Annotated in this window: 12 protein-coding genes; 7 read left to right on the forward strand and 5 right to left on the reverse strand. The window is 54.1% G+C overall.

Annotation, left to right across the window (positions count from 1 at the left end; genetic code table 11):
- Positions 1-2 precede the first annotated feature (2 nt).
- On the reverse strand, positions 3-956 hold the full coding sequence (locus ACESQ2_RS08465) for a N(4)-(beta-N-acetylglucosaminyl)-L-asparaginase (RefSeq protein WP_009652191.1): 954 nt from the start codon (positions 954-956) through the stop codon (positions 3-5).
- A 4-nt stretch (positions 957-960) separates the two neighbouring features.
- Positions 961-2280, reverse strand: coding sequence for a PTS cellobiose transporter subunit IIC (celB, locus tag ACESQ2_RS08470; protein ID WP_049070524.1), 1320 nt, complete (start codon positions 2278-2280; stop codon positions 961-963).
- A gap of 153 nt (positions 2281-2433) precedes the next feature.
- Between celB and ACESQ2_RS08475 the strand changes: the two genes are divergently transcribed.
- Entirely contained in the window at positions 2434-3255 is an 822-nt protein-coding gene (locus ACESQ2_RS08475) for a homeodomain-like domain protein (protein ID WP_046877991.1), read from the forward strand.
- 111 nt (positions 3256-3366) lie between these two features.
- Here ACESQ2_RS08475 and ACESQ2_RS08480 read toward each other — a convergent pair whose 3' ends face one another.
- Positions 3367-3696 carry an NIPSNAP family protein gene (locus ACESQ2_RS08480; RefSeq protein ID WP_046877990.1) on the reverse strand — a complete coding sequence of 110 codons (330 nt, stop codon included), beginning with the start codon at positions 3694-3696 and terminating at the stop codon, positions 3367-3369.
- A gap of 290 nt (positions 3697-3986) precedes the next feature.
- Between ACESQ2_RS08480 and ACESQ2_RS08485 the strand changes: the two genes are divergently transcribed.
- The 6 genes from ACESQ2_RS08485 (at position 3987) to ompC (ending at position 10308) form a co-directional block, all read left to right on the forward strand.
- Positions 3987-4796 carry an ABC transporter ATP-binding protein gene (locus tag ACESQ2_RS08485; RefSeq protein WP_046877989.1) on the forward strand — a complete coding sequence of 270 codons (810 nt, stop codon included), beginning with the start codon at positions 3987-3989 and terminating at the stop codon, positions 4794-4796.
- Positions 4797-4820: 24 nt separating this feature from the next.
- Positions 4821-5777: an ABC transporter substrate-binding protein gene (locus ACESQ2_RS08490; RefSeq protein WP_373170297.1), complete on the forward strand. Its 957-nt coding sequence runs from the start codon at positions 4821-4823 to the stop codon at positions 5775-5777.
- Complete coding sequence (locus ACESQ2_RS08495; RefSeq protein WP_004851083.1) at positions 5774-6781, forward strand: iron ABC transporter permease; 1008 nt, start codon at positions 5774-5776, stop codon at positions 6779-6781. The genes ACESQ2_RS08490 and ACESQ2_RS08495 overlap by 4 nt, the downstream gene beginning before the upstream one ends.
- 430 nt (positions 6782-7211) lie before the next feature.
- Complete coding sequence (locus ACESQ2_RS08500) at positions 7212-7718, forward strand: hypothetical protein (protein ID WP_014229447.1); 507 nt, start codon at positions 7212-7214, stop codon at positions 7716-7718.
- Positions 7719-8047: 329 nt separating this feature from the next.
- Entirely contained in the window at positions 8048-8524 is a 477-nt protein-coding gene (locus ACESQ2_RS08505) for a WbuC family cupin fold metalloprotein (RefSeq protein ID WP_004851079.1), read from the forward strand.
- 698 nt (positions 8525-9222) lie between these two features.
- Positions 9223-10308 carry a porin OmpC gene (ompC, locus tag ACESQ2_RS08510; protein ID WP_025106268.1) on the forward strand — a complete coding sequence of 362 codons (1086 nt, stop codon included), beginning with the start codon at positions 9223-9225 and terminating at the stop codon, positions 10306-10308.
- 131 nt (positions 10309-10439) lie between these two features.
- On the opposite strand, the gene ACESQ2_RS08515 is transcribed toward ompC, so the two are convergent.
- Positions 10440-11702, reverse strand: a complete 1263-nt coding sequence (locus ACESQ2_RS08515) for a PTS galactitol transporter subunit IIC (protein ID WP_004851075.1) — start codon at positions 11700-11702, stop codon at positions 10440-10442.
- Between the two features lie 89 nt (positions 11703-11791).
- Complete coding sequence (locus tag ACESQ2_RS08520) at positions 11792-12787, reverse strand: 2-hydroxyacid dehydrogenase (protein ID WP_285925052.1); 996 nt, start codon at positions 12785-12787, stop codon at positions 11792-11794.
- Between the last annotated feature and the right edge of the window lie 2 nt (positions 12788-12789).

Consider the following 12789-nt stretch of genomic DNA (forward strand, 5'->3'; position numbering starts at 1 on the left):
GCTTACTCCTCGATGGGGGCGCGAATGCGTGCGGCATAGGCCTGCATCCATTCGTCGTCCACCGGCCGGTAATGGGTTTTCTCCCGAACGCGCTCGGCGCAGAACACGGTGAGCGGCTGCGTCGCGCTGGCGACGACAAAGGAGAAGGTTTTGATGTTGGTGGCGGCGCCGAATTCGCCGCGCCGGTTCATGCACACCACCGAAAGGTCGCCCGCGCGGCCAAAGCGCGACATCAGTTTGTCTTCCAGCTCGCAGACCACCGAGTCCGCCGCCTGCTGCGGCGTCATTCCCTGGGCCATTCGCCGGACGATTTCGTAGCTGGTGCAGCCTTTCATCAGATCTTCACCGACGCCGGTCGCCGTGGCGGCGCCGGTCTCGCTATCGCAGTAGAAACCGGAGCCGATAATCGGCGAATCGCCCAGCCGTCCGCGCTTTTTCATAAACAGGCCGCTGGTGGAGGTGGCAACGCTCATGGAACCCTGTTTATCAAGGCCAATAATGCCCACGGTATCGTGGCCGTCGTAAGGACTGAGGCCTTTATCCAGCGTTTCGCGACAGCGCTTCCGGTAATGCTGCATCGCGCGTTCGGTCAGCATCGCTTTGGCGGCGAATCCCTGGCTTATGGCCCACTCTCTGGCGCCCTGGCCGACCAGCAGACTGTTGTAGCGCTGACGGCTCAGGGCGTGGGCGACTTTCACCGGGTTGGCAATATCCACCAGATTACCGACCGCGCCGAAGGCCAGGGTATCGCCATGCATAAAGGCGGCATCCAGTTCGACCTCGCCGTTTTCCGTCGGCAGGCCGCCGTAGCCCACCGATTTGTACAGCGGAAAATCTTCTACCGCCGCCACCGCATTGACCACGGCGCTGGCGGTATCAGCGCCGGATGCCAGCGCCGCCGCGGCTTCGGTTACGCCTTCCAGCGCCATTCGCCAGGTGGCAATCATTCCCCACATTGGTTTACTCCTGTTTTGCAAGCGTGTTGTCCGTTTCAGCACTGGCGGTGACTTCCGCCGCGCGATACTGCTTATCGACGATGCGCATGAAGGGCAGGTACAGCATGGCGCCAATCAGCAAATTGAGGATCTGCATCACGCTGCCGCTAAGATGCCCGGTGACGATAAAACCGCTGATCACCGGCGGCAGCGTCCAGGGGATAAAGACGCCGGTGGTGACGGCCACCGCGCCGATCTTCATCGCCGCGTACTGCACCGTGACCAGCACCAGCGGCACGAGGTTAAATGGAATCAGCATAATCGGGTTCATGATCACCGGCAGGCCGAAGAGGATAGGCTCATTGATATTAAAAATGGAGGCGCCGGCGCCGAGGCGGGCAACTTCGCGCATATTTTTGCTGCGGGCGAAAATCAGCATCGCTATCACCAGCGATAGCGTTGCGCCCGCGCCGCCCATCCAGATCATATCGAAGAACTGCTCGGTGATAATGTGCGGCGGGGTGACGCCGGCCTGGATAGCGGCGATGTTGTCGGTCTGATTTTCCATCCACAGCGGACGAATGATGCCGTTGATCATCGAACCGGAGTTAATGCCGACCGACCACAGAATGGTAATGCTGAAAACGGTCATCAGCGCGCCGAAGTAGGAGGTACCGTAATGGCGTACCGGCGAGGCGACGACCTCATAAATAAACTGGTGGATGGTGGCGTAGTGCGTGTGCGCAAACCCGATGCGAACCGCCAGGATCAGAATCATCACCAGCAGCGCCGGGATCAGCGCGGCGAAAGACTCCTGCACGGCAGGCGGAACGCCGTCCGGCATCTTAATCACCAGCTTTTTGCGTTTTAGCCAGCAGAAGAGTTCGGTCCACAGCAGCGAACCGATCATGGCGACGAATAAACCTTTGGTGCCGATCCACTCCACGGGGATCACCGTGATGCCGCCGTTTTCTGCGACCTTAATGAACGGCGTGAGGATCAGAAACCCCACCAGCGAGAGGATGCCGCAGGAGATGCGGTCATCGCCGTAGTGCTCCGCCAGACGGTAGGCCACCAGGAAGCTGATAAACAGCGACATTGTGGAAAATACCGCGTTGAACGGGATTTCGATAATTGCGCTCCAGCTCGCGCCGAAGGTGCTGGCCATAAACTGCTGGTAGCTCTGATTGGGGAACGACGAGATCACCAGCAGAATGGAACCGACAATAATAAAAGGCATGAATGAAACGTAGGCGCCGCGAATAGCGCCGAGGTGACGCTGCTGGGCGGTTTTCGCCGCCAGAGGCATCAGTTTGGCTTCAAGAAATCCCAGAACATTGTTCATTGTGAACTCCGTACAAGATCGACAGGGCTGTGTGTGTTATCTATGGCGGATTATGAGAGAAAGCGGTGGGCTGAAAGGTGAAGCGGTTCACATTGTATTCTCTGCAATAATATATATCTCATATGATTAGTTATATTTCCTGTAGAGGATCGTATGGAAATTAAGCTGCACGCTAATGCCACCACCACCCCCAGAACGCGTAAATATCTTCAGGAATCGACGAAAAGCGACCGGGAACTGGCGCAGGAACTGGGGATTTCCATTACTACGGTTCGCCGCTGGCGCAACCGCAGCCAGATTTCCGATAACCACACCACGCCGCATTTGATACACAAAGTACTGAGACAAGAGCAGGAGATTCTCATTAACGCCCTCCGCGATGCGCTGCGCGCCCCGCTGGACGAACTGCTGTTTATGGTGAATGAGGGGCTGGGCATCGCTATTTCCCGCGCCACGCTAAACCGCTATCTGCGTCCGGCCCATGAAGGACGGAAAAATGCCGCGCTGCAGGGGAAAAAAGCGTTAAAGGCGGGAATGCGCGCGGATACCCTGACGCTGCACTATCGCCAGCTGGCGCTGTCGATGGACGACGGCGGTGAACATCATCTGCTCTGGGTGCAGGAGCCGATCAGCGGCTGGTGCTTTGGCCGCATCTATAGCGGGATCTCTCCCGCGCTGGTCGATAGCTGGCTGACCGAGGCGCTGAACGCCTGTCCGGCGCGTATACAATGTCTTGAGATTTATGCTCATAAAGGCTTTCAGCCCGCGCGCGCGGATCTCTCTTGCCGGACGGTGGCGATGGCGGAGCGCGGAGCGGTACAGCTCAGCGAACGATTAGCCGACGTTATTCCGGCGCTGGATGAACCGGACGCGACGCTGCAGCGGCTGTGCGCGCTGTGGAACCGGGGACGGGCGCAAAAAAAGCTAGGCGACACGACGCCCCAGGGCTTTCTTGAGTCGTTGAATCAGAACTAACTGTGGCGTCGGAGGCAGGCACGGCCGCCGCGTTTTGCCCGGGCCCCAGAATCTCTGCGACAGCAAAAGAGAGCGCGTTTTTTGTTGGGCCACGCCAGCGGCCCTGGAGGGTCAGCCGTTTCGCAGGCCATCAATCGCGCTGTCGCTCAGCAGCATAACCGTTTTTACGCTGACGCTGATCCTGTCGATAATGGCCTGTCGCGGGCCTTCGCGCCAGGCGGGGCTGCTGTAGAAGTGCGCCTGGGAGGCGTTTAAATGCGTCAGGTCCTCATAGGCCCGGATCAGGTAATAAGCGTCGTTGTCATCAACTGAATTGCCGAAGGAGACGATATCCATTCCGGCGGCGCGATGACAGGCGGCGCTTTGTTCCTTCATTATCCGGTGAAACTCGTTCCCGGTCCCCGGTTTAAGGGTGTAAAGCAAAAACTCTACCGTTTTCATCCTGACGTTTCCTGTTCACATTCACTGAGTTTGCTGCAAGAGAGCACTGTCCGGCTATTAGAACAACTCCCCGTGGTTTTGTCGCTTCTCTTTGCCATGACGGCAGCGCGGGTTGCATTTCTCACTCCTTTTTTGATATGTTATATCATAACATTCAATGACATTATAAAATATGTGACTATTTACCTTTCTTTTTAAATGATAATCATTATCATCACTACCTGCCGATCAAAAATCAAAAGAGCGCGTGTTTCGCTCATCCACGCTGAAGAGAGAGGGAGAGGCGGCTAATGGAGGAGAGTTTGACAAAGAGTGGAAAAGCCGATGCTCCCGTGCTTAGCGTCAATATCGCATCATTACCGCGGCCCGGCGGCGGGGAAATGCTCTCCGGCATTCATTTCAGCGCCGGTAAAGGAGAGTGTCTGGCCATCATTGGACCCAACGGCAGCGGGAAAACCACTTTATTACGCGCGATAGATTGCCAACTGCCGTCGCGGGAAGGCGACGTACGGTTATATGGCCGCTCCATTGCCGCATTAACCCGGCAGCAGCGAGCCCGGCAGATCGCGGTGCTTGCGCAAAATGATACCCCCGACCTGCGTCTGGCGCTTGAGGATTATGTCGCCCTCGGGCGGATTCCCCACGCCCGGGATATGTCGCGTCGCGAACACGACATCATCGTAACCCGCGCGATTAACGATACGGGATTGCAGAGGCTGCGCAAGCGACCGCTCTCCGCGTTATCCGGTGGTGAGAGACAACGGGCGGCGCTGGCGCGGGTACTGGCCCAGGCGCCAAAACTGCTGCTGCTGGATGAGCCCACCAACCACCTTGATCCCCACGGCAGAGTGGAGCTGCTGTCATTAGTGAAAAGCCAGGGAATCACGGTCGTTGCGGTATTGCACGATCTTTCCCTGATTGACGCCTTTGCCGATCGGGTTTTGCTTTTATCGCAAGGGCGCGCCGTGGCCTGGGATGTGCCGGAGCGCGTGCTTGTTTCACAACGGCTTTACCCGGTCTTCGGCTTGACCAGCTTTACCGTACCGCATCCTATGACCGGGAAGGCGCTGCGGATTTTTGAGGTGCCAGGCTATGCCTAATAAATTACCGGAGGATAACGCAGCATGAATAAATGGTTTGCAGGGACGATAGCGTTTCTTTTTATTTCAGCGGCGAACGCGGCGGATTTTCCCGTCACGATTGACAGCTGCGGAACGCCGGTGACCTTCACTCAGGCGCCGAAAAGGGCGGTCATCCACGACCTTAATATGTCTGAAATGGCTTTTGCTCTCGGGTTGCAGGACCGCATCGTTGGCTTAACCGGCATTACCGGATGGTACAAAATGACCCCGGAATTTAAACATCAGATGGGATCAATTCCCGAGCTGGCGCCGAAATATCCCTCTCTGGAGACGCTGCTGGCGGCAAATCCTGATTTCTTTTTCGCCGGCTGGAATTACGGCATGAAGGTCGGCGGGGAGGTCACGCCTTCCGCGCTCGAAACATACGGTATCAAAACCTTTGTGCTGAGCGAGAGCTGCGTCTTTACCGCCTCTCAGAAACAAAAAGCGAGTATGGACCTGCTGTATAACGATGAGCTGACGCTGGGTAAGATTTTTGGCAAGCAGCACGAGGCCCGTACGCTGGTCGACGGCTGGAAAAAAACGCTGAATGCGCTGCCTAAGCCGCCGCAGGGCGTGCAGCCATTAAAGGTGTTTGTCTATGATTCCGGCGAAGATAAGCCCTTTACCAGCGGACGGTTCGCCATGCCGACCGCGATTATCGAAGCGGCGGGAGGGAAAAACGTGATGGACGACCTGGAGATGAGCTGGGGGACCACCTCCTGGGAGAGCGTGGCGACGGCGGAACCCGATTTTATTATTCTTCTCGATTATCAGACCGGCAGCGGCGCTGATTCGCTGCGCCGTTTCCTCGAAAATCATCCGTTAATGAAACAGACGCCGGCGGTGAAGCGGCAGCGTTATCTGAAGCTGCAATATGCTGAGTTGACGCCCGGCCCGGCGAATATCAACGCGGCCGAAAAGCTGGCTCATGCGATGTATCCTGCGGCCCAACAATGAGCGGGACTCACTGTCGCTACTACTGGGCCGCGTGGGGGGCGCTGCCGTTATTAGCCGGCTTGATGCTGCTCAGCGTGGCTAAAGGCAGCGTGCCGCTGTCGCTTACCCAGGTTCTCGGCGCCTTGCGGCTGCTGGATGTGCCGGTTTCGGAGATGATCGGACGTATTGTCATTGATTTGCGCGTGCCAAGAACGCTGCTGGCGGTGCTGGCGGGCGCGGTGCTGGCCATCGTGGGCGGTCTACTACAGACCACCACGCGCAACGATCTGGCCGATCCTTTTTTATTCGGGCTTTCCTCCGGCGCATCGGCGGGAGCGGTACTGGTGATCACCCGATTCGGTGAGCGGCTTGGCGCGCTGACGCTGCCGGTGTCGGCATTCGTTGGCGGCATCTGCTCGGCGGTGGCGGTGATGCTGCTGTTTCATTTTAAAAAGCAGCGTGGCGCAGAGCACCTGGTGATCTGCGGGTTGGCGATCTCCTTTTTATTCGGCGCGCTGACCAGCTATCTGATTTTCTCGGGCGACCAGCGGGCCGCCAGCTCGGTGCTGTTCTGGTCGCTGGGTGGGCTCGGTCTGGCGCGCTGGGATAATTTGCCCTACGCCCTGTTCAGTCTGCTGCTTCTCGGCGCATTCATACTCCTGCGCTGGCGCTCCCTGGATGGCTTACTGGCCGGTGAGCAGACCGCGCAGTCGCTGGGCATTAACGTTACCCGCCTGCGCATGGAGGTGTTTTTCTGCTGCGCGTTAGCAACGTCGCTGCTGGTGGCCCTGACCGGGGTGATTGGCTTTATCGGCCTGATGGTGCCGCATATGTGCCGCTATTTTTCTGGCGTAAAACATCTGCTGCTGCTTCCTTTATGCGGCCTGTGGGGCGCGGTGCTACTGTGCGGCGGCGATATCGTCAGCAGGACGCTGCTGGCTCCGCAGGAGCTGCCTATCGGGATCATTACGGCCGGCATCGGCGGACTCTTCATTATTATTCTGCTGGCCAGAAACCGTTCATAAACTGAGTCGTGCCGGGTCGCTGCCTGGCGCAGACTTAAACGAAGGGCAAACAAATGCCCGGAAGTCAGCGCGCGCATGCGCTTCGGTTCATGCGCAATTCCCTCATTGGCAGTTTTATCTTTTGATAAATTAATTTTTTCAATGTTATTCGTTAAGTATCATCTTTGTCGTAGAGTGATATGCTACTAATTTCTCTTTAACCGATGCCTCGTAAGAAAAATCCTAAAGTAAGCGTGGGGATGAGTGCTGTTTCCGGGCCAGTGAAAATCCCATGGTTTACATTTCGCAGGGATTTTTCTGAAATTCACTCGTCTGGACAATAAATATTAAACAAACTTATAATTCACCCACTTCACTCATGGGTATATCCCCATGGCGCCTATTATACGCATTTCTATAAAGGATGATTGCACTTTCATGAGGGAAAGGAATGTTAACTATTTTCAGCCATAATCATTTTTTTAAGAAAGCCATACGTCTGAAAATAAACGACATAAAAGCGGTCAGGAAGGCGAATCTGGTCGATTTGTGCTTAACAAAGTACGCATCCAGCAGCTGCGCGCAGTTCCATTTTTTGATAAACAGCTTTGAAATGAAAAAGAATTTTGTTTGTTTCCGGGTTGAAGGTAATATTATTTGTTTGATAAACAAAAGGCGCACCGCACATATCGCCAGTATTATCGCCAGAGTGACTGATGGCATCCCCGTGGGAGAGGACATCACGTTAACAGAGAGAGAATTTCAGTATATTTTTATTATGAAATTTACCGTACTGGCAAAAGATTACCCAGAGCTGCTCGGCATTTCGCCCAAGGCCTACAGCAGCTATAAAAGAAGATTAATTGAGAAGTTCGGCTTTAACTCATTTCATGCGCTACTGGCGCTGTCTAATTATTTACACGCTTTTTCGCTGCTCGATAAATTTACGCCGGATTAATTGCTGCACCTGTATGCGTGACTGTACCTTTATTTTCGCACTTTCATCTTGTTTTTCCACCTGCCACGACTGTTAAGGAGCGCACTCACAAAGTGACTCTTTTTCATGTCATCTATCCCATGTCTTACCTCAAAGGGCGAGCGGGGGACAACCGAACCCCACCACGATCTGTTCTCGTCATTTCTGGCGCTTTAGGACCTCGGCATCAGCGTCTATAATCCGCACAGCGATGTGTTCCGCGAGCGGCGAGGCTAATCGTCTGTTGAAAATGGCATTAAGCCTTACGACAACCTGATTGTCGTAAGCGCCCAACTACAATAAAGGCTTATATGAAACAAATGACGTTGAGTGACCTTCGGCAACAAAGCGAACAGGCTGCAGCTTCGCCTCGCCTACGTGCCCATCGTAATTTCCACCCTGACTTAAGCGATCCGGTGCAACGGCTGGCCGTCGCTATGGAGCCGGGGACCTATGTTCGGCCTCACCGCCACCCGCACACTTTTGAACTGCTGACATCCCTTAGCGGACGCTTTGTGGTGTTGACCTTTGATGATGCTGGCAACGTGACCGAGCGCGTGGTGTTAGGCGAAGAGTGTAAGGTGCTGGAGATGGCGGCGGGTACCTGGCATGCCGTGCTGTCGATGGATAAAGGCGGCGTAATTTTTGAGGTTAAATACGGTGGTTACCAGCCGGTTTCTGAGCAAGATGCGGCCCCGTGGGCGCCAGCTGAAAACGCGCCGGGAACCGCCGAGCTCATGAAGTGGTACGCCCGGGCGCAAGTGGGTGATGGCGGTTTTACCCTGTAATCCAGGCATTGCGCGGGGAGCAGCCCCGCGCCAGCTTCCTTTACCCCCGATACAGATAAGCCGTTCCCGGCGCGTCAGCGGCTTATCAAACTGGTGACAAGCTCCTGGCTCTATTTATTCATAGTATTTATTCATAGTTGAACTTATTCCCTGAAATAGGGATAACGATATCCCTTTCACGGAAGTGTTAAACACATCTTAAACCACCATGCTATAATTTTTACGGTTTTTGTAAAGAATCTTCAATAAAGAAATGTGGTCATTTCGGCGCTATAATTTATCTGCGAGGAAGGATCGGAATATACTCATTAATAGCCGATCAGGGGAATCAATGCCTTTATAAATAAGCATTAATGATTGGTTGTTTAAATTGTAACTTATTGATTTTTAATGTTTTTAACAAATTGAAATCTTTAATTTATCTAATCATTAGAATTTCCTTATGATAATTTATCTATTTTAGTCAAACCTTCTGCATCTCTGGGTTGCGTAAGGCGTGATTTAGAATATTTGCCAGCGTAAGCAGTGAATGATTGATGTACATCAATTAACAACCGCTGTTGTCGTCACAGTTATGGTATTTGGTCTAAAAAACTGGAACTTTTAATTTCAAGTCTCTTTGCGAATTATCGCATAATAGCCTCGCTCAGAAGGCATCTGAGATTTGATATTTTATTAATAGTTAGGGACGAAATAATATGAAATTAAAATTACTAACAGTGGCCGTCTCTACACTTCTTGCTGCAGGAACCGTGCAGGCAGCTGAGGTGTATAACAAGGACGGAAACAAACTCGACCTCTACGGGAAAGTGACCGGCCTGCATTATTTCTCCAGCGATAAGTCCGAGGATGGCGATCAGACCTATGCCCGTCTGGGCTTCAAGGGTGAAACCCAGATCAACGACCAGCTGATCGGCTACGGCCAGTGGGAATATAACTTCAGCGCCAATAACGTTGAAGGCGACAACTCCGGCGACAAAACGCGTCTCGCGTTTGCCGGCCTCAAGTTTGGCGAATTTGGCTCTCTGGACTACGGCCGTAACTACGGCGTCGCCTATGATATCGGCGCCTGGACCGATATGCTGCCGGAGTTCGGCGGCGATACCTGGACCCAGACCGATGTCTTCGCCACCGCGCGTACCACCGGCGTTGCCACCTACCGTAACAGCGGTTTCTTCGGCCTGGTTGACGGCCTGAACGTCGCCGTACAGTACCAGGGCAAAGAAGAGGGCAACGGTCGCGATCTGGCGAAACAGCATGGCGACGGCTGGGGTCTGGCCTCGACCTATGAGTACGAAGGATTTGGCGTAGGCGCGGCCTACGCGGCATCCGATCGCACCGATGCGCAGGTCAGGGAAGGGCGCGTGAATCCTGACTTCTACGCCCGTGGCGAAAAAGCGGAAGTGTGGGCGGCCGGTCTGAAGTACGATGCTAATAACATCTACCTGGCAACCACCTATGCGGAAACCCGCAACATGACGAAGTTTGGTAAAGGCTATATCGCCAATACCGCGCAGAACTTTGAGGTTGTGGCTCAGTATCAGTTCGATTTTGGCCTGCGTCCGTCCATCGCCTACCTGAAATCAAAAGGCAAAGATCTGGGCCGCTACGGCGACCAGGATCTGGTTGAATACGTTGATGTCGGCGCGACTTACTACTTCAACAAGAACATGTCTACCTATGTGGACTATAAAATCAACCTGCTGGATGACACCAGGTTCACCAAAGATGCCAGCATCAGCACCGATAACATCGTTGCCGTGGGCATAACCTACCAGTTCTAAAACAACGCCTTTTATTGAACCATGCCTGCCAGCTTACCCTCCTGGCAGGCATTTTTTGTGCTTGAACGCAGGGCGAAACGAAAAAGCCCGACGCCGTTTCCCGCGCCGGGCTGAGTGAGAAAAGGGGGAGTTTACGGCGCGGTACTGAAAAACTCGCCGAATTTCACCGCCAGCCAGCCCACCGGGGTGGTGGCTCCGCCCACGATATTAGTGATTTCCGCCATCCCTTCCGGCACCGGAATGTTAGAGTTGACCGCCGCCTGGGTGTATTCCCGCGAAATATCCGTCCCGACGTACAAAATACAGGTGACCACCAGCGTGCCGGTGATAAACATGCGGAACATATTGCGTTTGCAGAACGGCGTCACCATCGCCAGCAGGAACATCAGCGAGGCCAGATCGACAAACGGCAGCACGCGGTTGCCCGGCAGAATAATCGCCAGCACCACCGCCATGGGGATCAGCAGCAGCCCGGTCGCCAGCACCGAGGGTTCGCCAATAAGCAGCGCGGTATCCATGCCGATATAGAAGTCGCGGTTGGGAAATTTCGCTTTCAGCTTCGCTTCCGCGGCATCGCGCACGATAAGCAGACCCTGCACTAAAATTTCGATCATTTTCGGCAGCAGCAGCATGGCGGCGGAAACTTTAATCGCCAGCGACACCGCGGCTGCAACATCGTATCCGGCAAGGAAGGCCAGCAGCAGCCCCAGCACGAAGCCCAGGGTCAGCGGTTCACCGAAGACGCCGAATTTTTTATTAATACTTTCCGGGTCGAAATTAATTTTATTGATCAGCGGGATCTTATCTATAATATAGTTACAGGCAATACCAAACGGCACGTAGGTTATACAGGTAAGATGGGGGAATGATATCCCTTTAAGATTATAGTTTTTTTGCAAATACGGTGCGGTTAAATCCGCCGCCAGCAGGGTTAAGATAAATATGCCGAAAGTAATGCCAACGGAGAGCCAGTAGTTACCGGTGCCGGCATACACGACCGACCCCATAATCAGGAAAATCCAGTAGTTGAATATATCGATATTTACCGTTTTGGTTAATTTAAGCAGCAGCATGGCGATATTGATAACAATAAATCCCACGACCACTGGCAGCATCAGCGGCGAGCCCCAGCCGATAGTGGAGGCGGTCGGCCAGCCGGTATCGACCACCGTCAGGTGCAGACCGATGCGTTCAACCATGGCCTGCGACGCCGGGCCGAGGTTGGTCAACAGCAGGCCGATCACCAGACCCACCCCTTCAAAACCGATACCGACCAGCATCCCGGCTTTAAATGCGGTGCCAATTTTAACGCCGAAGCACAGGGCGATAATAAAGAATATTACTGGCATCATCACTGATGCCCCCAGACTAATAATGCTGTTGATAATATCCATAATATTTCCTTAAAAGGCGGCCGAATTGGGCGCGAGCGAACCCGTGCCCAATGGGCCGTAGCAAAAACCTTACGCGGCTCTTTTAATATTTAACCGAGTTGCTTCAGCAAGATCTCAGAAAAAATCTTCGGCGAATTGCTGAAGGCATCAATAGTACTGCCGGCAATATGCGGCGTTATCGTGACGTTATTCAGCGAATAAAACGCGCTATCGTCCGGCAGCGGCTCATCATCAAAAGTGTCGAGGGCGGCGCCCATGATTTTACCGTCCCGCAGCGCGGCGATCAGATCGCCTTCATTAATTAAGCCGGAGCGTGCGGTATTGACGATAATGGCGCTCTCCTTCATTAATTCAAAATGATGCGCGTTAATCAGGTTTTCCGTTTCCGGGGTCATGCGGGCATGCAGCGAAATCACATCCGCACGGCGAACCAGCTCATCGAGAGAGTCCACCTTTTCATAGCTGCCATGGCCGGGGACGTACTTATCGTAAAAGATAATCTCGCTGCCGAAACCGCGCAGGAAGCCGGCCACCAGCTGAGCGATATGCCCCAGCCCGACCAGACCCACCACTTTGCCGCCCAGTTCAGGAATGGCCCGGTGGTTAGGACTCTCTTTGCGCCAGAACTTATCGCGCAGCGCATCGTGCGAGCGGGCGATGTTGCGCATTTCCGCCAGAATCATGCCGACGGTAAACTCCGCCACGCTGCGGGCATTACGCCCCGGCGTGTTCATTACCTCAACTCCGCGCGCTTTGGCCTCCGCCTGATTAACGTTTTCAATGCCGCCGCGCAGCACGCCAACGTATTTAAGCTTTGGCAGCTTGTCGAATACCGCCGCGTTAACCGGGGCGAACTGGACGATCAGGATCTCAACCTCCTCAGCGCCCTGAAGCAGGGCGGCAGGCAGCGCCACCGCTTCGGAGCCTTGCTGTTCAACCAGTAAATTATCCTCCTGCAGTTTTTCAATCGATTCGTGCGACCATTCGCGCACTTCCACTGTAATACCTTTATCTTTCAGCGCTTTCAGACCCGCGTCCATCATCGCTGCATTGATAAACAGATCGGCAATTGCCAGACATTTCATAA

The organism is Klebsiella sp. Q11, assembly GCF_964241505.1.
Lineage (GTDB): Bacteria > Pseudomonadota > Gammaproteobacteria > Enterobacterales > Enterobacteriaceae > Klebsiella > Klebsiella michiganensis.